This is a genomic window from Trichocoleus sp. FACHB-6 (genome assembly GCF_014695815.1).
Taxonomy (GTDB): Bacteria; Cyanobacteriota; Cyanobacteriia; order Cyanobacteriales; family FACHB-T130; genus Funiculus; species Funiculus sociatus.
This window is the reverse complement of record NZ_JACJOY010000037.1, coordinates 39,750-60,277: the sequence shown is the minus strand read 5'-3', so window position 1 is coordinate 60,277 and position 20,528 is coordinate 39,750. Positions and strand designations below refer to the sequence as shown.

The 20,528-nt window shown below is 45.2% G+C and carries 16 protein-coding genes and 1 pseudogene; 4 read left to right on the top strand and 13 right to left on the bottom strand.

Going from position 1 to position 20,528, the window contains the following annotated elements; genetic code table 11:
* Window positions 1-444 precede the first annotated feature (444 nt).
* The 6 genes from H6F66_RS07625 to H6F66_RS07605 all read right to left on the bottom strand — a co-directional run bounded on the left by H6F66_RS07625 (window position 445) and on the right by H6F66_RS07605 (window position 9,401).
* Window positions 445-1,818: a right-handed parallel beta-helix repeat-containing protein gene (locus tag H6F66_RS07625; protein ID WP_190419857.1), complete on the bottom strand. Its 1,374-nt coding sequence runs from the start codon at window positions 1,816-1,818 to the stop codon at window positions 445-447.
* A 417-nt stretch (window positions 1,819-2,235) separates the two neighbouring features.
* Entirely contained in the window at window positions 2,236-2,367 is a 132-nt protein-coding gene (locus H6F66_RS28825) for a hypothetical protein (RefSeq protein WP_277873933.1), read from the bottom strand.
* A 15-nt stretch (window positions 2,368-2,382) separates the two neighbouring features.
* On the bottom strand, window positions 2,383-3,804 hold the full coding sequence (gene glgA, locus H6F66_RS07620) for a glycogen synthase GlgA (RefSeq protein ID WP_190419855.1): 1,422 nt from the start codon (window positions 3,802-3,804) through the stop codon (window positions 2,383-2,385).
* Window positions 3,805-3,895: 91 nt separating this feature from the next.
* On the bottom strand, window positions 3,896-4,867 hold the full coding sequence (gene hemC, locus H6F66_RS07615; protein ID WP_190419852.1) for a hydroxymethylbilane synthase: 972 nt from the start codon (window positions 4,865-4,867) through the stop codon (window positions 3,896-3,898).
* A 220-nt stretch (window positions 4,868-5,087) separates the two neighbouring features.
* The gene (locus tag H6F66_RS07610) at window positions 5,088-8,690 is read right to left on the bottom strand and encodes a tetratricopeptide repeat protein (protein ID WP_190419850.1); all 3,603 of its coding nucleotides are present in this window, start codon (window positions 8,688-8,690) and stop codon (window positions 5,088-5,090) included.
* Between the two features lie 276 nt (window positions 8,691-8,966).
* The gene (locus H6F66_RS07605; RefSeq protein ID WP_190419848.1) at window positions 8,967-9,401 is read right to left on the bottom strand and encodes a lysozyme inhibitor LprI family protein; all 435 of its coding nucleotides are present in this window, start codon (window positions 9,399-9,401) and stop codon (window positions 8,967-8,969) included.
* A 217-nt stretch (window positions 9,402-9,618) separates the two neighbouring features.
* Here H6F66_RS07605 and H6F66_RS07600 point away from each other — a divergent pair, with 217 nt between their 5' ends.
* The 4 genes from H6F66_RS07600 (at window position 9,619) to H6F66_RS07585 (ending at window position 12,680) form a co-directional block, all read left to right on the top strand.
* Window positions 9,619-10,734 carry an NHL repeat-containing protein gene (locus tag H6F66_RS07600; protein WP_190419846.1) on the top strand — a complete coding sequence of 372 codons (1,116 nt, stop codon included), beginning with the start codon at window positions 9,619-9,621 and terminating at the stop codon, window positions 10,732-10,734.
* Between the two features lie 243 nt (window positions 10,735-10,977).
* Window positions 10,978-11,172, top strand: a complete 195-nt coding sequence (locus tag H6F66_RS07595; protein ID WP_190419844.1) for a hypothetical protein — start codon at window positions 10,978-10,980, stop codon at window positions 11,170-11,172.
* Window positions 11,173-11,235: 63 nt separating this feature from the next.
* Window positions 11,236-12,000 (top strand): pentapeptide repeat-containing protein, encoded by a 765-nt coding sequence (locus tag H6F66_RS28820; protein ID WP_190419842.1) that lies wholly within the window; start codon window positions 11,236-11,238, stop codon window positions 11,998-12,000.
* Between the two features lie 53 nt (window positions 12,001-12,053).
* Complete coding sequence (locus tag H6F66_RS07585; protein WP_190419840.1) at window positions 12,054-12,680, top strand: TenA family protein; 627 nt, start codon at window positions 12,054-12,056, stop codon at window positions 12,678-12,680.
* 82 nt (window positions 12,681-12,762) lie between these two features.
* Here the strand turns inward: H6F66_RS07585 and H6F66_RS07580 are convergent, their stop codons facing one another.
* From H6F66_RS07580 to H6F66_RS07550, 7 genes and pseudogenes are all read right to left on the bottom strand, one after another.
* Window positions 12,763-13,800: an Npun_R2821/Npun_R2822 family protein gene (locus H6F66_RS07580; RefSeq protein ID WP_190419838.1), complete on the bottom strand. Its 1,038-nt coding sequence runs from the start codon at window positions 13,798-13,800 to the stop codon at window positions 12,763-12,765.
* Between the two features lie 15 nt (window positions 13,801-13,815).
* Window positions 13,816-14,703 carry an Npun_R2821/Npun_R2822 family protein gene (locus H6F66_RS07575; protein ID WP_190419836.1) on the bottom strand — a complete coding sequence of 296 codons (888 nt, stop codon included), beginning with the start codon at window positions 14,701-14,703 and terminating at the stop codon, window positions 13,816-13,818.
* Between the two features lie 9 nt (window positions 14,704-14,712).
* Window positions 14,713-15,684 (bottom strand): Npun_R2821/Npun_R2822 family protein, encoded by a 972-nt coding sequence (locus tag H6F66_RS07570; RefSeq protein WP_190419834.1) that lies wholly within the window; start codon window positions 15,682-15,684, stop codon window positions 14,713-14,715.
* Window positions 15,685-15,713: 29 nt separating this feature from the next.
* Window positions 15,714-16,682, bottom strand: a complete 969-nt coding sequence (locus tag H6F66_RS07565; RefSeq protein ID WP_190419832.1) for a glycosyltransferase family 10 — start codon at window positions 16,680-16,682, stop codon at window positions 15,714-15,716.
* A gap of 16 nt (window positions 16,683-16,698) precedes the next feature.
* A complete protein-coding gene (locus H6F66_RS07560) occupies window positions 16,699-17,898 on the bottom strand; it encodes a glycosyltransferase (RefSeq protein WP_190419830.1) in 1,200 nt (399 codons plus the stop codon).
* Window positions 17,899-17,942: 44 nt separating this feature from the next.
* Complete coding sequence (locus tag H6F66_RS07555) at window positions 17,943-19,955, bottom strand: ABC transporter ATP-binding protein (RefSeq protein ID WP_190419828.1); 2,013 nt, start codon at window positions 19,953-19,955, stop codon at window positions 17,943-17,945.
* Window positions 19,956-20,094: 139 nt separating this feature from the next.
* Window positions 20,095-20,424: pseudogene (locus H6F66_RS07550) on the bottom strand (glycosyltransferase); the annotation flags it as partial.
* Between the last annotated feature and the right edge of the window lie 104 nt (window positions 20,425-20,528).

Sequence of the window (20,528 nt, the reverse complement as noted above, 5' to 3'; positions counted from 1 at the left end):
ATAAGCGATCGCAACCCCAACTCTAGGCAGGTATAATCCCAGAGAATTTCAGCGTTTTAGCACTGGTTATTTTTACCAAATTGCCAACTATTGACAATTAGTTCAAATCATGGTGAAATTCCTTGTCTGGTGCATAACACTCACAAAAAGAGGATTCTCAGCGATCGCAAGGTTTTAAAACCTTGTGTGCCTCCTTGCTGATGCCTAATGGGAGTTGTATAGTCCGACGCACTCCTTGGCGGGCTTATTCCAAGTTTTGTAGTAGCGATCGCTTCCAGCAGCACAAGTTTTTAGGAGTAGATAAAAAGCTACCTGACTCCACTCCCCAGCAGGATTTTTTAATGCAAAGAGCGCTTTCGTAAACCTTCTCAATATGCAAAGAAATCTTTTTGCATATTGAGAGCGATTACTTCTGCATCGTTTGCATTAAAAAATTATTCTTGTCTACTTAAAAAATTCGTAAGCCCCAATGTCATACTGTTGCCCTAGCGGTCGGCTCGATCCCGCATAATCATTAGGGACTTCACTAAGCTTAGTACCAGCCTCAATTAATGGCGAACCGGCTTTTAACTGGTAGTCAGTTGCCACCGTAGATCCCAGATTTAGTAACATCGGGTTTGTGTTCACGTCGCCGCTACCCGCAGCAACACCCGCACTGCCACCGAACCAAGCGTTATTCTGAAATGTCGATTTAGTTTTGTCTGACATTTCCGTCATCTCGCCATCGCCAGTTTGGTAGAAAATGTTGTTGGCAATTAGATTACTCTTATGCCCTTTATCATCTTCGATGAGAAGCATGGCTCGCCCCGCTTTGTAAAACGTGTTGTTGGCAATGACAAAGTTTTTCATGCCCCCACCGTTGCCATAGCTTGAATAGTAAGCGAAGCCTGTAATGCCCCCGATGACAATATTGTTGCGGATTGTGATGTCCTTAACTGGATTGGAAGATCCATAAGGTTCATTAGCTGCCTGAATCCCGCTAGCTGGTTTACCGTAACGGTAAAATTCCGAATTGTTGGTGGTGTAAATGAGGTTTCTCTCTACTGTGATGTCAGTGGCGTTATCCAGGTACAGATTCACGCTGTAGTTGTCATGCACCTTATTACCAGAGGCAACACCGCCGTCGGTGAGAACAATGCCGATTCCCTCACCATAGTTCTCATACACATGGTTATTGCTGATGGTTATGTTACTCGCCATACTGCTGCCGATAGCTTGCGGCCATCCACCATCTGTGTTACGGCTCTTATTAACTAGGCAATTTGAGTAAACAGTGTTGTTTTTGATCTGGATGTTTGAGGCGGTGGTCATATTTTTGTCGTAACCGACAAAGATAGCGTTCCGGTAAGAGTCCTCAATGACGTTGTTGAGGATTTGGATATTCTTGCCACCCCAGGAGACAATTCCGACAAATTTAGCGTTGTCTAGTTCAAAGCCCTTGAAGATGTTATGGCTGCCAGCTACGTTCACTATGTTGGTGTTGCTTGGTGTTCGAGAGCCATCTAGGATTACTTTCTCCCCTGGATAGGATTGGTAGCTTATCGGATTGCTGGAGGTGCCGATGCTGCCGATGTATTGTTCTTGAGAAAACCTGTAGGTGCCTCCTCGGACATATACCGTATCGCCTGGGTCTGCCTTGGTAGCTGCGTGGGTGATGGTGGCAAATGGACTGTTTTGGCTCCCAGAATTGCTATCACTACCATTGGTTGCAACGTAGTAGGTGGTTATAGCTAGTCCTGGTTTTGCAAGTCCGAGGCTAATAACGGGGGCGGCAAGAATCAACAGCAGTCGCGATCCAGAAGACTGTATTTTAGGCATTTTTTTCCTCTTCGGAAAAGAACAAGAAAGCTAGACATGACTCTGCTGGGCGATTTTATAAAGCTTTATAAGAACTTCATAAAATCGGTCTGCTAAATCCTAGCTGTAGTTAATACCTATTGAGATCCGCGATTCTACTGTCATACTTTCGGAAGAAAGGATGAATTTCAAGAAAAACTGGCTTTATTTTTAGGCTGTTTCTGTAGTCACCGCTTGCGTTTGAAAAAATGTTACACAGAATCTAAGCAAGAGTGCGTAAACTGTACTTCATATAAACAATATATATAAGCGATCGCTACCCAGCTCAAACCAGCTGTAACCCCAAAAAGTATGGTGCTTGTAGCGCTTTTTATTGCCCCTAAATTAAGAATTATTAGGGATAATCTTAGCTTATGGCTGGATTTTAGGGCTGGTGCGTTACTGTAACAAAGAGTGCATCCTATGCGATCGCAAGGTTTTGAAGGCTTTGTCACCCACTTTGACAGGGTTGGGGATCGCGATCGCTACATTCCCAACAAAAAACCCCCTAGAGTAGGGGGTTTTTATCATGCGTGCTTTTGGTGACTACGTATTTACTAACTCAGGCTGTTTCTGCGGGCCCGATGGCTCCTCGGTGATGCCGTACATGGAGTTGTAAAGTTTGACATACTCCTTAGCGGACGTATCCCAACTGAAGTCCATCTGCATTCCCCGCTTCTGCAACTCCTGCCACTGAGGTTTGAAGCGGAAGCCTTCCCAAGCTCGTACCATGCAGGTATAGAGGTCTAGGGGTTCGTAGCGATCGAAGCAGTACCCAGTGCCAGCGTGTTGCATTGGGTCGTGGAATGAAACCGTATCGACTAAGCCACCAGTGCGCCGCACAATCGGTACGCAACCGTAACGCATAGATAACATTTGGCTAATGCCGCAAGGCTCAAAGCGGCTGGGCATCAGGAAGGCATCTGAGCCAGCGTAGATGCGTCGGGCGAGGGCATCGTTATAGAGTAAGTAGTTTGCCATACGACCTGGGAAACGAGATGCCATCTGCCACATTTGGGTTTCATAGTAGCGATCGCCCGTACCCAGCAGCACAAACTGAGCGTCAGTATACGACATGAACCGATCGAGCATCTGAATCACCAGATCGATGCCCTTCTGCTCCACCAGTCGCGTTACCATGCCAATTAAAAAGGCATTTTTGTTAACTTGTAAGCCGACTTCTTCTTGCAGCGCAATCTTGTTAGCTTGGCGTTTCTCAAGAGTATCGATGGTGAAAGTCTGTGCAATGTATTTATCGGTGGCGGGGTCATAAACCTCGGTGTCGATGCCGTTGACAATGCCGGATAACTTACCGCTGATAAAAGACAGCAAGCCTTCCAAAGTTTCGCCATACGCCGCCGTTTGGATCTGCTGAGCGTAGGTGGGAGAAACGGTGTTCACCTTGTTAGCAAACTGCACCGCTGCTGCCATCGTGTTGTGACCCTGCATATACCAGGGACACCAGGTAATTTTTTCTAAATACCAGCGCCACGGCCCTTGATAAGCCAAGTTGTGAATCGTGAAGACGCTGGTGATATCGGGATCTTGGTGCATCCACACTGGAATCATGCCAGTGTGCCAGTCGTGGCAATGGACAATTTGCGGTTTCCAATAGTTCCAGCAAAACTCTGCTGCACCGTTGGCAAACAGGGTGAACCGCCAGTCTTCATCTTCCCCAGAATAAATGCGGCGGGGCAGGAAGGCAGGATGGCCAAATAGATAAAGTGGCACATCGGTTCCAGGCAGAACGCTTTCGTAAACGTCGAAAGACTGGAACATGGCAGAACCCGACCATATAGGATCTTTGGGGATCTCCATTTTGTCGGGCAACATGCCGTAGTAGGGCATGAATATTCGCACATCATGCCCCATTTTTCGCAGAATTTTTGGTAAGGCACCAACGACATCGCCCATTCCACCAACTTTGGCGATGGGGGCTGCTTCAGCTGCAACAAACAGAATTCGCATGATTGCTCGCGTTTCCTGAAATATTTTGTTACATCATACCGAGTCTGGGGATCGGCTATCTGATTTTGGGTTTTTGATTTGGGATTTTGGATTAATGACCGCGCCCGACTTCAGTAAAAATCTCTTCTAAAATTGCAGAAGCTCCCTGTTCCCGTAACCGATGGGCAAGTTGAATTCCTATTTGTTCGGCATCGCTGGCAGCACCCCTAACGGTATCTTTAATCAGCCGCTTGCCGTCCAAACTGGCAACCATCCCCGTTAAGGTGAGAGTATCGCCGTCAATCTGAGTATTAACCCCGATTGGTACTTGACAACCGCCCTCTAGTGTCCGGAGAAAGGCTCTTTCAGCGTAGCAGCGTTGAGCGGTGGGTTTATGCTCTAGTGCTTTGAGTAAATCCAGAATTTCGGTGTCACCTTCGCGGCATTCAATGCCTAAAGCGCCTTGTCCAACGGCGTGAAGAGAAATTTCAGCAGGTATGACTTGATGGATGCGATCGCTCATATCCAGCCGTTGCAACCCAGCCACAGCTAAAATAATTGCGTCGTACTCGCCAGTATCCAGTTTTGCCAACCTAGTATTCAGGTTGCCCCGAATATCTTTAAACGATAGGTGAGGATAGTGGTGGCGCAGCTGTGCCAGCCGCCGCAGGGAAGACGTTCCCACTACAGCACCTTCAGGCAGGGTGTCAAGTTGCTTGTCTTTGTGCTTTTCATGCACCACGAGGGCATCAGCCGGATTTTCCCGTTCGCTGACGCATCCTAAAACCAACCCTTCTGGCAAGTTGGTAGGCAAATCTTTCAGGGAATGCACCGCAAAGTCTGTCTCGTGGTTGAGCATTCCCACTTCGAGTTCTTTGGTAAATAGTCCCTTATCACCAATCTTGGCTAAGGCAACATCTAGAATTTTGTCACCTTGAGTCGCCATCGTGTGGATTTCAAAGGTGCAATCTGGAAAGTGTTTCTGGAGTTGTGCTTGCACCCAGTAAGTCTGGACGAGTGCGAGTTGGCTTTTACGAGAACCGATGCGGATGGTACGGGTAGGACTGGAAACTGTAGGGGACATATAGCGATCGCCTGAACACAGCAAATAAAGTCACTTTATCTAGACTACCGCAGGCGTGACTGTAATAAGCCTGGAGTTTGATGCCAATGCTCTCAATATAAGTTAAGTAATATAAATTCTCCCTGATGTTGGAAGCGAGGCAGTCATCCCTGATTTAAATCTAGCAGGGACAGCATAATTGATAGAGCGATCGCATTCTTGCCGCAAATAAAGCTACTGACTACAAGCCATTGCCAATCAGGATAAACGGTGCCCAATAATAAGGGTGGCTAAAGTGATCGCTTACATTAGGTGAACTATTGCGAACATGTTCTACGGCAAAAATGCCCTGCTCTTGACCCAAAGCTTTATAGTCGCCAGTAATCAGGGCGATTTGGGTTTGGCGAAGAGCTTCGGCTTTTGTGGTGTTGCTCTTTTTTAGATTTGCATAGAAGGTATTCATCAAGGTTTGAGTCCCGCCATCGTCAACCGTCCACAGGGACGCGATCACAGCCCTTGCCCCTGCCCTCTGCATCTGGTAGCCTAAGCCAAGAATCTCTTCGCCGTTCCCCAGTTTTCCGCCCAATCCGGTTTCACAGGCAGAAAGGACTACCAAATCGACGTTCTTGAGGCTCCAATTTTGGATATCCCGAAGGGTGATGCGATCGCCATTTCCAAAGAGAATAAAGGAATCGTCCGGTGTCCCCACGACAAACGCGGCATGAGTGGCGAGATGCACGACGGTGTAGTCATCCATTTTAGGAACGGTGACTTGGGGGGTGAAGGCTTTATCGATAAATTTGGTTGTAGCGGGAATAGTTTTGGCTAAATTCTCCACCTCGGTTCCAGCAAAGGGCAACCCAGCAAAGTCAAAGGATTCTCCGCCAACCTTGAAGCTGTAGCGTCCCGTTGCAAAGGCACCCGCTAAGACTTGCATTTGGCGTTGCGGTTTGGTGTTGAGGTCGGTGAGGGATGCGGCAGTAATATTATTGATGCGGTAGCGTTGCACTAACCATTGTTGACCGTCGTACAAAGCGGCTAGGGGAATGTAACGCAGTTGAGCGTCTGGTGCGTAGATAATCGTTTGGGCATCTGCGGCTTTGAGGTCGGCTTCTAGGGGTTTAATCAGCCAGTTGTAGAGTTGTTGTGCGGGAGTTTTGGCGTCGGCTGCGGGGTCTTGTAAAGCGCTGCGAAAGGCGACAATTGTCTCATTGAGTTGTTTCTTGGGAACTTGGACGGTGCGCCGAATCGGCGGAGAGTCGGGGGCGGTGAGGATGAGTTCAAGGCGGTCATCCAGAATTAAGGGGTAGAGGAGGACTGCTTTTTGTTGCAGATTTCTCAGGTTATCTTGTAAGGCGTTGAAGTCTCCCATCCGCAGCAGCAAATCCTGAGATAGGGTTTCGGGAGTACGCTGTGTCACCAGTGCCAGCACTTCTGGACTTCGGGTGAAGTTGTTAAATTCTGCCCTAATCGTTTCTTGGGCTTTCACCAGTTGGGCGATACGCTGTTCTTGAGTAGGGGTGAGCATGCCCTTTTGTTTCAGCTGTCGCAGTTGGGTGAGTTCTTTGCCAATTTCAATCGCTTTGTTAAGAACTGCCTGATAGTTCTCCCATGTCTGTTGTTCGGGTAGGAGATTCGGTAAGCCTTGAGCGGTGTTGTTGTTGCCGCGCACGTTGTCCAGGTAGTCGTTGAGTTCTTGAACTTTGAGGAGGTCGAGGACTCGTTGCGCTTCGAGGACTCGGTCTTGCTTGAAGAGGAGGTCTGCTAGAGCGCGGTAGCTGTCTGCGACGGTTTCCGTGTAGGTCTGCTGATCCTTTTGTGGTGCTTCCCGGATATTGCGCCGAATGGTTTGTCTGATATTAACGGATTGCTTATAAAAGACAATCGCTAGTTCTGGCTGGTTTTGTTGGGCTAGCACCATACCAATAGAACTCAGCAATCTTCCTTGTGGTTCGTCGCTAAAACCGATTTCTCGGGCAATAGCCAACGACTGCTGATAAAACTCAATTGCTTCAGGGTATTGTCTTAAGGCATAGTAAACATCCCCCAGGCTCCCTAGAGTGTTGCCTTCCGTAAAGCGATCACCAACTTCTCGGGCAATACTCAACACCTGCTGATAGACCTCAAGTGCTTCTCTGTATTGCCCTAAGGAATAGTAAGCATCCCCCAAATTCCCTAGAGTTTCAGCTTCCACATAGCGAGCACCGAGGCGCTCAAAGGGGCGAAGGCGATCGTTAAGCTGCCGGAGAATAGTCAACGACTGTTGATAAACCTCAATCGCTTCCCTATATTGCCTTAGAGAATAGTAAGCATCCCCTAGCTGGGTCAGAGTGTAACCTTCTCCCCCACGGTCGCCGATTTTCTGGGCAATAGCCAACGCCTGCTGATAGACCTCAATCGCTTCCTTGTATTGCCCGGAGGTATTGTAAATCTTACCCAATTCGCCCAGAGTACCAACTTCCATTCGGCGATCTCCACTGGCTCTGGCTCCAGCCAAAAACTGCTGTTTGTGTTCTATCTGATCTCTGTAGAGACGAGAGCGATTATCTCGCCCCGAAGCAACGTAAGCGCTATCCAAACCCAATTGAGCAGAGTGGTCCCAGTAACCGATTTCTCGACCAATAGCCAACGCCTGCTGATAGACCTCAATCGCTTCTTTGTATTGTCCCGATGCATTATAAGCTTGACCCAACTCCCTCAGAGAGTGAGCTTCTTCCTGGCGGTTACCGAGTTCTCGTGTAATGGCTAACGACTGCTGATGGATCTCAATCGCTTCTCTGTATTGCCCTAAAGAAACGTAAGACCAACCCAAACTCCTTAGCGAGGAGGCTTTCCCTTGGAGATCGCCAATTTCCCGTTGAATTGCTAGCGCCTGTTGATAAAACTCAATTGCCTGCTGATGTTGCCTCAAAGAACTGTAAGCACTACCTAAACTTCCCAGAGAAGTAGCTTCTCCTCGTCGATCGCCGATTTCCCTCGTAATCGTCAACCATTGCTGATAAACCGCAATCGCTTCTTTGTATTGCCCCATCATTTGATAAGTTCTACCAAAATTTTGTAGCAAGTAAGCTTCTCCCCAGCGGTCACTAAGTTCCCGTTGAATTGCTAGCGCCTGTTGATAAAACTCAATTGCCTGTGCCCACTGATGTGGCCCCAAAGAACCATAAGCACTACCTAAACTTCCTAGAGAGTAGGCTTCTCCTTGGCGATCACCAATTTCCCTCGCAATCGTTAACCACTGCTGATAAACTGCAATCGCTTCTTTGTGTTGCCCCATCATTTGATAAGTTCTACCAAAATTCTGTAGCAAGTAAGCTTCTCCCCGGCGCTCACCAAGTTCCCGTTGAATTGCTAGCGCCTGTTTATAAGACTCAATTGCCTGCTGATGAGTTTGATGAGACTCAATTGCCTGCTGATGTTGCCTCAAAGAACCATAAGCACTACCTAAACCTCCCAGAGAGTACGCTTCCCCTCGGCGGTCACCAAGTTCCCGTTGAATTGCTAACGCCTGTTGATAAGACTCAATTGCCTGCTGATATTGCCCCAAATAGCCGTAAGCACCACCTAAACCCATCAGAGAATTGGCTTCTCCTTGGCGATCGCCAATTTCTCTAAAAATGACCAAAGCCTGCTGGGCTGCCTGCAAGGCTTCTTGAAATTGCCCTCTGTTGAATTGTTGGCTTCCCTCTTGGTACAACCGCAATGCCTCAGCTTTTCTGTCTTGAGTCGTTTGCGCCTGTGCTACCAGAGGCTCAAACTTCAAGGTAAGCGGTAAAAGAGGAGACATCAGCGAAAGCAGTAGAGTAGCAGTGGCAAGGCTGAGAGATTTGAGACAGTAGTGCATTGGCAAATTCTCCAGCTGCTGGTTGGTAGATTTGGTCGCTCCATCATCTATATCTTTAAGCTGTTACTCCTTTAAATTGGTTATTAGTCCCAACCAAGATGGTCGCACTACAAGGATTCGGCAATTCTTGACAATCAGGTTTAAATGACGAACAGCTTATCTGAACTGGAGTTATGTAAAAATCTGATTAGTTGCTAGGAGCGTTGCAAAAAAAGTTCTAATACCGCGATCGCATTCTTCACTATTTCATTCAAGTAGTGCGATCGCACTCTCAATTTACTTATTTGTATCAACAAGATAACTTTCTAATTGTGCTGTACGCTGTCTTGTCGTCTCTGCAAGACAACCGCTGTAAATCATCGGTTCCATCGTTCCCCCCTCAACTTCACTTCTCTCAAACGCACAACTGCTATCTCGAAACTTGATCCATGTCTGTTGTGCAGTAATCAGTTTCTGGCGGCGGGAGCTTGTCAACTTTGGCAGGAGTCGCTGGTAAACTTGGTTGAGCCTTCTGTCGGCGGCTTGATAAGACAACCCCGCACAAGCGTTCATTTCTGCTTGAGTTTGAGGATTGTTACAGTTAGGACGTTGAGCTACGTGTACGCCTGTTACATCAGTTGTTGCATCTGCCATTGCTGGGGCGGTGGTGCCTAAACTGATTAGAGTTGCTACACCTACGAGCGCGGGTAATACGGGTAATAACTGACGCATAGCCAAATTTTTAACTCAGTGTAAGTGTAGTCATAACATAACCCAAATGCGATCGCTCTCTTATGGGTGGTCGCGATACGCCTACGTATTTATGCTAACTGTGAATTTGGTTCAGTTTGTACCTAAGCATCATTTGTATAGAAAAAACTTTTTACACTGGTAATTTCCCGATATTGTAGAAATTATTTGTAATAAATCATAAAAAGGTATAACGTCCATGCACGAAAAGCTTGCTGTCCTTAAAGCTTCACTGGTTATCAGTGCTTTCACTACCTTTTCTCTAGCTCTATCTTCTGCCAATGCAGCTATATTGGTCGGCAATACCACAGGTAACAACGTACTGCTCTTTGACGAACAGAGTGGAGCATATCTTGGAGATTTCATCACTTCTGGTAAGGGTGGATTAATTGCACCAGATGACTTGAACTTCGGCCCTGACGGCAACTTTTACGTCTCTAGTGGAAACACTCCTGAAACTTCTGCCATCCTTCGCTACAACGGAAAGACGGGGAAATTTATTGATGTTTTCGCCTCTGGCGGCGGCTTATTTCGTCCTTATGGTAATGCGTTTGGCCCCGATGGTTATCTTTACGTCAGTAGTTTCCTCAGTGACCAAATCCGGCGTTACGACGGAAAAACGGGAGATTTTATTGATGTTTTCGCCTCTGGAAATGGTCAAGCAGGCGGATTAAACGGGCCGAACGGCTTAGTTTTCGGTTCTGATGGCAGCCTCTATGTCACTACTCAGGGTAGTATTGCTGTTAACGGCAATCCCACTTTTCCGGGACTCCCCAGCCAAGTGCTGCGCTTTGATCTGAAAACAAAAACTTCTACGGTATTTATCGAACAGCCAACACCATCACCAGACAGTTTTGGCTTTGTTAGTTTGCTGGGATTAGCTTTTGGTTCTAATGGCGATCTCTTTGTCAGTGATTTCGCTAACGACATCAGACGTTACGACTTGAACACAGGGACGCAGATTGATGTTTTATCAACCAATTACACCGGGACAGTTCCGAGTAGCAATTTCATCGGTAACTTGACCTTTGGCGTTGATGATATTCTCTACACTGTAGGCTTTGACATAAATACTAACTTTGGCACCATCCTCCGTTATGACGGAGTTACAGGAGAACCTTTACCCTCATCGGATAATAATGGCTCTATTTTTGTACCCACCAGTAATAAGTTATTGCGTCCTATCGGTATAGCTTACACTTCGCAGTCGCTTAATATTTCAATTCCAGAACCTGCTACGACGGTTGGCTTATTGACGCTGGGCGCTTTGTTCCCTGCTTGGCGGCGACAACGCCAACGTCAAGTTGTTAAGTAAGTAGGGACGTAACCAAAAATAGCTTTTGAGCGCGATCGCACTTTTTCCCCGGTTCATTTTGCTAGTAGCGATCGCCTCTGTAAATACTATTTCTGGTGTCAGTGACCAAAATCACTCCTAAGGAAGAAGACTGTCACGTTTTTTTCCATGTTTCGATCACCCAAGCTTAAAAATAAATTAACCATATTAGTAATACAGATTTACATACCGTAAATCATCTGGTGAGGGGAAGGGGAGATTGAAATGTTGGAAAAATTTATGGTAGCCGCCACACTGACATTTTCGCTCAACCTGTTTTTAGGACACAGCTGGTCAAATGCTCCCCTGACCTATTCAAAAATCAACTTGCAAGAAACCGCAGATCAAATTGTCAGTCTTTTGCCTCTGGCTAATCATCAGGCTCCCGAAAGTGCCGAGCGATATAATTCTGCACGATAAAGCAGAGAATTCCTTAATGGTTTATGCTGGGGAAAATAGAGCGTTACGGCTGTACGACTCGATATGAAACCCCAAATCGCCGCAACAGCAGCATTATTGGCAACAATTTCCCTAGCAGTTCCCGCAATAGCTGAAGATGTGCAACATCTCAGGCAGCTGTTGGCAACTAAACAATGTCCGCAGTGCAATTTGAGTGGAGCAGGTTTTGCTTTAGCTGACCTGTCGGGAGCAAATCTGAGCGGTGCTGACTTGAGCCGTGCCAACCTAAGTCGTGCTAATTTGAGTGGTGCGAATCTGGCTGGTGCGAACCTGGCTGGAGCTTCATTGTTTGGTGTCAACTTGGCTGGTGCTAACTTGACTGGTGCTAACCTGACTGGCGCTGACCTGAGAGAAAGTTATTTAGTTAATGCCAGTATGGTTAGTGCCAATGTCAACGGTGCTAACTTTCAGGCTGCTGTAGGTATCCCCAACTACGCAGCCACAGCTGAGGAATTCTATACTTGGGGCGTGGTAGAAGGTCAGAAAGGGGATCAAGGAGGAGCGATCGCTCATTTCAATCAGGCTCTAGCTCTTAAACCTCAGTTTGCTGCCGCCTATTTTGCTCGTGGAGTAGCTCGTTATCAAGCAGGCGATCGCCAAGGGGCGGTGCTGGATTCCCAAAGGGCCGCAGAAATTTTTACAGTCCAGGGGAATATGCAGGGCTACCAAACCGCCCAACTTTTCATTAAAGAGATTACTACACCTCCGAAACAACCAGGTAGTGGCGGTGGAAATCTGATGAACTTCCTAGGAGGGATTGGTTCGCTACTACTGCAAATGCTTTTGTAAGTCTTGTGGGGTAGGCTAGGGGCATCGCCCGCCCAATATTCTCAAAGCAGTTTATGACCTTATCCAGCGACTTGTGGCAGACTAATCAAGATTTAGCGCAAGCCTGCCTTAAGCATTCCTTTGTTCAGGGCATTGCTGACGGTACGCTGCCTCAAGAGCGATTTGCCTACTACGTGGGGCAAGATGCTTTTTTCTTAGAAGCTTTTGCCCGTGCCTATAGCATCGCCGCAGCTAAGGCTCCCGACTCTGAGGCATTTAACATCTTCCACACCCTCGCAGGCGGTGTTTTGGATGAGCGTCGCCTGCATCAAGGATATGCGCGAGAGTGGGGAGTAGACTTGGCGGCAGTAGAACCGGGAGCCGCGACGCGCCGTTATACTGATTTTCTGCTGGCTACAGCTTGGGGTTCTAATATTGGCGCGATCGCTGTGGCAATGGCACCCTGTATGCGTCTTTATCTTTTCTTAGGTCAGCAACTCGCTCAAAAGGGGATTCCAGACCATCGATACTCTGACTGGATTCGCACCTACAGCAGCCAAGAATTTGACCATCTGGCTGAAAAGCTGGAAAAGCTAGTTGACCGCTACGCCAGCGCCACAGCATCTGTAACATCAACTTATCGCTATGCTATGTTGTGCGAACGAGACTTTTTTCAAGCGGCATGGGTAGTGGAGTCTTGATAATAATGCCTGCCAACCTAACTCAAGGCTGAGAGGAAAGCTTTTAAATCAATTCAGGTGATATTGTGGCAACCTTTTTAGTTTAGTTAGCACGTTTTAACACACCCGTGCTAACTAATTTGGATCTGATCTTACCAATGTTTTGGCTAACAAAGCTTTTGGCATTTCTTTGTGCGCGAACCAGCAAACTTGGACGAACCAACTTGGGACGTTCTTCAGGTGACTTCAAATACCGATAATGCAAAAACACATCTCGATAGGGAATATTAATATCTTCACCAGCACAAAGCTGTGTAAACTCTGAAGAAGCGATACTCATGTAGTGAATATAAGTAAGCCGACGACCTTTGTCATAAAGCACATGATCTACTACATCAAATTTAGAAGACCAGTGACTACCTGTTGCCTGCTCTAGATCGTGATAAGCGAAGTTGTAGTAGGAAATGCCACTACGTGATACCAGGTAGTTGTACAGCGGTTGATCCGAACCTCGTAATGACATTACTTCCGCTTCACCAGCTTTTAATTTCTCCAATAAATCCGCTAACTCAACAGAATTAAACACCCCTTTTTTAGAAGCAAACCAACCCGCACAGAATATTTGAGATTTTGCTTTTTCTAAGCCGATAGTTTTTTCAATTAGTTTCTCTGCTTCCGGGTTAAAAATATAATCCATATCAGACTTATACTGAAAGTCATTGACTACCCATTCATAATTATCAAGTTTCTGATAAATCTGCTCGATGGGTCCCATTAAAAGAGTATCTGCATCCATATAAATAAACTTATCGAATGCTCCATCAAAACTACATAATTTTCTAACAAAATTCACCCTGCGAACTTCAGGCCAGCCTTTTTTGTGCCAAACTTTCTGAGCTGTTTTGTGAGCTTTCCATGCCTGAGTAATGAAGTCTTCCCAAAAAGCAATAGAGGCTGCGTCATCAAACAGAGTGACATTCTTTCTGGCTGCTACTTCAGCACGAATCTTGTCTAATTGAGTATTGTAAGGAATAACACAAACTGGGATTTCTTTACCAGCATTAAGTTCTATGCTGTTTAAGAGAGCAACCAGCTGGTCATAAACCATATCGTTAGCAAACGTATAGATACCATTTGTCATTGTCTGATCCTTTGCCTAAGTGCGCGTTGCAACAAAAGGAAATAGGCGGAGAAGTTTTCTCTGCCATGCGGGTCTGCCTTCATGTAGATAACGATAATGTTCCCATAAGTCCCAGTATGCACCACCCGGTTTAAGCGGTGTACCTGCCCAATGGAGATATATTAGACGTTTATCCTGATCGTAAAGGACATGGTCTTTCTCCTGAAAGTGTTTAGAACCAGCCCAACTACCAGGCTCTCCTTCTGGAGTTTTAACAAGATTGTAACGTTTGGGAATAAGCTTAAGCACCATGTAGTTGAGAATTGGCTGGTCTGTTACTCCTTGAGTAAAATCGAAATACTCGCGGTGGGTTGCACACTCGCGTAGTATTTCATCCATTTGCTGTTCTGTAATTGCTCCCTTTTTGGAAGCCCAAAGACCACTATTAAAAACGTCTTGAAGTTCCGTTTCAGTAAAGATGTTGTGTTCTTTCACATAGGGGGAAAATATGTTCCGCAAGCCTTCGTTAGCATGATGATAATCGCAACAGATAAAACCTACTTCAGATAGTTTATTTAAGACATCTGAAATCTTATTGAATACGATAATATCAGTATCAATATAAAGAAATTCATCTAACGGGCCGAACCATACCGCTAATTTACGCATTTTATTTGGTAAGGCTAAAAAATCCCGGTCAAATATCTCTCCAATTTTTTTGGTAAATTGATCTATAAACTCTAAGTTAGGAAAAAGCTGAACATTGTGTAATTTGTTGATAGTATCGGCGACTTTCTGATATTCTTCATTAAATGGAATGAGAAAAACGGGTACTTCGGGATCGTAAGAACGAATACTATTAAGGAGCGCAATCGCATTATCGTACACGCGGTCATTAGCAACTATATAAATTCCCCGACTCATACCTGTTCCTCAACGAGTTAGTTTTAATTTATTTAGCACTCTTTTCATCAAACTAGGGCGTGGCTTGTAGTTGTAAGGTACTGGAACACCTGTAAAAACTGGACGTTTCTCCGGTTCATGAAGATAACGATAGTGCAGGAAAATATCTCGATAGGGAAAGTCTATATTTTCTCCTGCACATACCGCTGCTGGGACACGGGGGGAAATTCCAATGTAATGAATGTAAGTCAGTCTTTTGCCCTTATCATAGAGAATATTATCCTTCTCTTCAAATTGTTTAGACGTGACTGTACATCCAGTTACTTCACTTTCAGTCCAATGATGGGCAAAGTTATAAATAGGGATGCCAGACCTCATAAACATATAATTAATAACTGGTTGATCGTGACCGCCAGGTTTAAAAATTTCTGATTCTCCTGCTTGAAGTTGGGAAATTAACCAATCTCTTTGCTCTTGGCTAAAAACTCCCCGCTTCGAGCCATAAAATCCAGAACAAAATATCTCTTTGTTAATTTTTTCTTTATTAAAAACTTCTAATAATTTTTTAGATTTAATATTATAAACATATTCTGGTTGCACATACTGAAAATCATATACTACACAATTATATTCATCTAATTTATCAAAAACAAAATCTAGTGATTTCATCACTAGTGTATCCGCATCCATATAGATAAATTTGTCAAAAGGTCCATCGAATGCACAAAATCGTCGATGAGCGCCATAAAGCCTTTTGCTCCGATCCATTTTATCAGGACGAACTCTTTGCATGAATTCATCCCAGCGCTGAATTGATTCTGTATCGTCGTAAAGAAAAACGTTTGGTCGCTTGGAAATTTCAGCGCTAATCATCTCTGTATGCTCATCAAACGGATAAATACAGACAGGAGTTTCGGGACCTAGTACGACCTCAATGCTATTGAGCAAAGCAACTATTTGGTCGTAAACCCTGTCATTACCCAGTGTGCAAATACCATTCATAGTGACTAAGTAAGAATCAGGTTTTTAATCTACAGAGCTTTGTCTACAAATTTCGAAAGCCAGTTTAGCAGATTTAATTCATGCAAGATGATTTGTCGTGCCTCAGCGATCGCTTCCTTAGCCTCATACCAAGCATCAGGTGTCGCTATCACTTCCTTAATATACCCTATCCCTTTTTCATCCAAACTGGGCAGTCTCAGGAAGCTTCCCGGTGGTAATAATTTATCAGCAGCAGGGCCACCATAGTAGATTGGTAAACACCACGCCAAAATAGCATCCCACAGCTTTTCACTCACATACCAATTATTATCGGCATAGTTTTCTACAGCCAGATTGTAGTAGTAGGGTGCGGTAACGTTCCATTTATTATTAACTTGTCCATATCCACCCGCCCACTCAGGTAAATTGCGCCCATACAAGTCAAAGTCTAAACGGTTTTCTCGTAAGAGCTTCAAAAAAGCCAAACGCTTGCGATGATTACCAGTTCGGTCGATACCAGAAGTTATCCAGCAGCACGGGCGCTCCTTTTCTGGCGCACCCATCTCATTCAGATCTCGGAAGGAATTTGCATGATACCAAATGGCAGGCATATAATCAGGATTTGGCGCAAAGTCATCCGGCCCTGAGACATAGCCACAGTATAGCTGAGCATTTTGGTATTCAGCAATTCTTCTCTGTTCTTTTTCAGGGAAGGGCGGCTCCCGCACCAGAGAAACTATGCGTTCTTTGGGAACTCCCCGCAGCAATTTGAGCATATCTTGTTCGCTGTTTCCCTGCTGCTTTTTAGAGCGACTAAAGATTCCCCACCCCGGCTTCTTTTGGGATAAATTAGGGAAATCATTAAAATTGTACAGCAGTAAAAAGTCTGGCTCTGTTGCTGGTGCCAGCATTTGAATGCTACCCCAAGCTCCTAAAGAATGTGGAGTTTGTTGCCACAACCAATCTCTTTGGTTAAGACTTGAGTAGCTGCTAAGCATCCCCACAATTTTTCTACTCATAAAGTTACCTTCCTAGCTAATTAACTGGGGATGGACGCATAGAATCGTCTACGTAGTTTAGAATTTTGGCAATTCTATTTTCCCACGAGAACTGCCTCACAAAATCTATGCTGTTTGAATATCCGTCGGGTTTTCTGGGATGGGTTTCCAAAACTTGTTTAAGGCATTGGGCAAATTGAGTGGGACGATCTGGTTCGCACCAAAGCGTGATCGCATTGGTAGATTTAAATTCTATCAACGATGGAATTTCTGTGGCTACGATGGGAGTACCAGATGCCATGTAATCAAAAAGTTTGAGTGGAGACGTGAAAGTTGCCGCTTCACCGGAACAGTGAGGGTGCGCCAAGATATCAGCAGCTTGGAGTAAAGTAGCTAACTCATTTTGCGGTAAGTAGCCTAAAAAAGTGACGTTTTGTGTTTCCTTTTCCTTGGTTAGCTGCTGATAAGCTTGTACTTGTGACTCATTACCACCAGCGATCGTAAACTGAATCTGTGGTAATTGCTTGGCAACATCTATCAGCAGATCAACGCCCTTAAATTTGTTCACTGCGCCTGAATAGACAACTAAATGCTGGCATCCATTCACTAGCAGTTTCTGTCGCCATTCCTGAGCCCCTTCTGGCTGCCTGAGGAGAAATACTTGATTAAATCCATTATGAAGTTTAATTACTTTATCCGGTGGCATTCCATTTTGGATCATACTTTCACGGACTGTATCCACCACTGTCACTGCAATTTGAAATAGGGGATGACGAACAATTTCTGGCTCAAATTGCTTGGCGTTGTGATGGTGATGTTCGTAAATTGCTGGAATACCCTGTTTTATAGCCGCCTTCACAAAGTTCCAATCTCGCGTGTGTACGAGCTGAGTAGACGGCTGGATATGAAAAGGGAAATAATACTTCGACACTGCTGTGCTGGAGTTATTCCACTTTCCACCTCTTGGAGAAAGGGGCCACGGCATCGGCAGAGGTGCGACTTTTAACTTGTCTTGAAGATTATAAAATCTTGCCAATTCTGACGTTGGTGTTTGTGGACGAAAGGGATAAAATAACTCGAATGGATTGGAAGAGTCTTCTCTATTACGAAGATAAACTAAAACTGTTGAGTAACCTAAGTTGGCGGCTGCATTAGCAGAATGGGCAACTTGAACTAGGTGAGCTGCATTAGGTTGAGGTAATACATTTCTAGTAAAGAATATATAGTGTTTGGTCATGGGCGCTTTAAAAACTATTCCTTCAAATTAAAGGGAAGCCATTGTTATTTAAGCGGCAGATTAGCGCTATTTTCAAAAAACTCGATGGTATTGAGAATGCTGATGGCTGAGCTATAAGATTCTTCAAGTAATTCATTTTGCTCTTCGGGAGTATCTACTAGTTCGTCAGCCAGTAAACGCAGGGAACCAATTATAGAGTTAAGGCGGGTACGAGCTTCGTAAGAAAGACGATTACGGATTTCTTCATGGTAGGTGGATATACCTTGAGGCTGTTGAGAGAATTGCATTTCGTACAGACGCGCATAGAAGCCGCCTTTACTTAAAAGCTCTCTATGCGTCCCCACTTCCACAACACGTCCTTTATCTAGCACAGCAATTTGATTGGCTTTTTGCACAGTCGAGAGGCGGTGAGCAATCACGAGCGTAGTCCGCGAACGGCTCAACTCCTCGATTGCTGCTTGTACAAGGCGTTCAGAAACAGTATCTAACGCACTTGTTGCTTCATCAAGAATTAAGATATCTGGGTCTTGCACTAAAGCGCGAGCGATCGCAAGGCGTTGGCGTTGACCTCCAGAGAGCAGAACACCGCGATCGCCTATGAGAGTATCAAATCCTTTTGGCAATCCCATAATAAATTCATAAGCATTTGCTCGTTTCGCTGCGGCGGTAACTTCTTCGTCCGTGGCATCTGGCCGGGCATAAGCAATATTATTGCGAACCGTGGTATTGAACAGAAACGTATCCTGGCTAACAATCCCCATTTCCCTTCGGAGAGTCTTGACGTCGAACTCACGCAAGTCAGTTCCGTCTATATTTATGCTCCCTATCGTTGGGTCATAAAATCGCGGTAAAAGGTCAGCCAAAGTTGACTTCCCAGCACCCGATGACCCCACCAAAGCCAAAGTTGTTCCCTTCGGCAGGTACAAATCAACGTCCTTTAGTACCATATCCGCCTGACTGGGGTAGCCAAAAGATATCTGATTGAAATGAATCCCTTCTTGCAAAGGTTTGTAAGTTACAGAACCGTTGCCCATGAACGGCTTATTATCTCGGCGCAAGAAGTCATTAGCTATCTCTACACTAGCAGCGCTATTGGCTAAAGCTCCCCGTGCGCTATTTAACTGTGTAATAAAGGGCAGTAACCGGAAAAGCAACAATAAGTAAGTCAGTAGCACTGCCGAAAGAGATTCAATCTCATCAGCAAAGAAAGTCCGCCCAAGAAAGACGATCGCAATCAAACCAACAATACCAGTAACCTCGCTAACTGGGCCGATAGCCGCCGAGTTTGCCTGAGATTGGAAATCAGCTTTTTCGCGAGCACGAATTAATTCATGAATTCTTTGATACTCTCTGGCTTCGTTCCCTGTTGCCTTAACCAGGCGAATCCCACTAAGTGCTTCTAGTACAGAGATAGAATAACTTTTAGACATCTCTGAGAGCTGCTTGCCAAAATACTTAGCACGGGAAATCGAGTATTGATTAACTACCGCAACTACAGCTAGTAAAACTGTTGAAGCCAGCGTCAGTTGCCAGGAGATAGCTAGCAGCAAAGCCACAAACACCAACACTGTAATTACGGTTATTACCATTTTGAGTGCGGTGCTAATTGCCGTAGCAGCCCGACTGACTTCTCCACCCAAACGATTTATCAGATCGCCGACTTTCGCCTGGGAGTAAAAATCTAAGTCCACCTCTAGCAACATCTGCACTCCTGCTTCCCGGAGGTCGGAGGTGAGGGCCCGCGACAGAGAACTCGATACTAACGAACTGCCATAGGTCGCAAGGTTTTTCAAAACAATGATCGCCACAATAGCAGCTGCCATTACTATCAGCCGATAGTCGCTAGGAACTCCATCAAAGGGCGACATAATAAACTTAAGAATCGGTGGCCCGCTCTTTAAATCTATTTGTTGACCTAAAAAATTCAAAATTATAGGTGCAATTAGGGCTGTACTCACCCCGTTAAACAATCCCCCAGAAAAGCCCAAAATAATCGTTAGGACAATCCAAGCAGGATATCGGCGAGCAAATTTTAGGAGTAGCTTACTTGAAGACATACAGCCCTTCCTGCTACAAAGTTACTGGTAATCAAAAGAGACACTTGATTTATTCTCTAACCGTCTGACCAAAACCCAATTTATAAATTATTGTTAAGTATATTCAGATGTTCCTTTTAGACTCAACAAGGTTGATTGACTATAAATTGGCAATTACCTGTGAGAGTATACTTGCCATTGCACCAATACTGTACGATTCTACACATCTTTCTCTTGCCCGTTTTCCTTGCTGCTGAGCTTCTTGTAAATACTGGAACATCCATTGGATCTTTTCGGCGATTTGGTTCTGGCAACTGGGATCGACAAGATAACCAGTTACACCTAAAATTTCTGGAATATCTCCAACTCGTGTAGCTAAAACAGGTTTAGCCATTGCCATACCATCTGTCAATTTCAGAGGAAACTGGGCGCGAGTTGGAGGAGTGTCTCTTGGTGGAACAACTACGATGTGAGCTGCGGCTACTATCTCAGAAATGACCGTCGCTCTGACTAAAACAGGATACCGTAGCGCGAATTTTAGAACTAACTTATTAAAATTTGAAAACATACTTTCTTTTCTGCTACGAAGTGAGC

Coding starts and splice junctions, on each gene's coding strand:
- H6F66_RS07625 (WP_190419857.1), bottom strand. CDS start 1,818: ATGCCTAAAATACAGTCTTCTGGATCGCGACTGCTGTTGATTCTTGCC.
- H6F66_RS28825 (WP_277873933.1), bottom strand. CDS start 2,367: ATGATAAAAACCCCCTACTCTAGGGGGTTTTTTGTTGGGAATGTAGCG.
- glgA (WP_190419855.1), bottom strand. CDS start 3,804: ATGCGAATTCTGTTTGTTGCAGCTGAAGCAGCCCCCATCGCCAAAGTT.
- hemC (WP_190419852.1), bottom strand. CDS start 4,867: ATGTCCCCTACAGTTTCCAGTCCTACCCGTACCATCCGCATCGGTTCT.
- H6F66_RS07610 (WP_190419850.1), bottom strand. CDS start 8,690: ATGCACTACTGTCTCAAATCTCTCAGCCTTGCCACTGCTACTCTACTG.
- H6F66_RS07605 (WP_190419848.1), bottom strand. CDS start 9,401: ATGCGTCAGTTATTACCCGTATTACCCGCGCTCGTAGGTGTAGCAACT.
- H6F66_RS07600 (WP_190419846.1), top strand. CDS start 9,619: ATGCACGAAAAGCTTGCTGTCCTTAAAGCTTCACTGGTTATCAGTGCT.
- H6F66_RS07595 (WP_190419844.1), top strand. CDS start 10,978: ATGTTGGAAAAATTTATGGTAGCCGCCACACTGACATTTTCGCTCAAC.
- H6F66_RS28820 (WP_190419842.1), top strand. CDS start 11,236: ATGAAACCCCAAATCGCCGCAACAGCAGCATTATTGGCAACAATTTCC.
- H6F66_RS07585 (WP_190419840.1), top strand. CDS start 12,054: ATGACCTTATCCAGCGACTTGTGGCAGACTAATCAAGATTTAGCGCAA.
- H6F66_RS07580 (WP_190419838.1), bottom strand. CDS start 13,800: ATGACAAATGGTATCTATACGTTTGCTAACGATATGGTTTATGACCAG.
- H6F66_RS07575 (WP_190419836.1), bottom strand. CDS start 14,703: ATGAGTCGGGGAATTTATATAGTTGCTAATGACCGCGTGTACGATAAT.
- H6F66_RS07570 (WP_190419834.1), bottom strand. CDS start 15,684: ATGAATGGTATTTGCACACTGGGTAATGACAGGGTTTACGACCAAATA.
- H6F66_RS07565 (WP_190419832.1), bottom strand. CDS start 16,682: ATGAGTAGAAAAATTGTGGGGATGCTTAGCAGCTACTCAAGTCTTAAC.
- H6F66_RS07560 (WP_190419830.1), bottom strand. CDS start 17,898: ATGACCAAACACTATATATTCTTTACTAGAAATGTATTACCTCAACCT.
- H6F66_RS07555 (WP_190419828.1), bottom strand. CDS start 19,955: ATGTCTTCAAGTAAGCTACTCCTAAAATTTGCTCGCCGATATCCTGCT.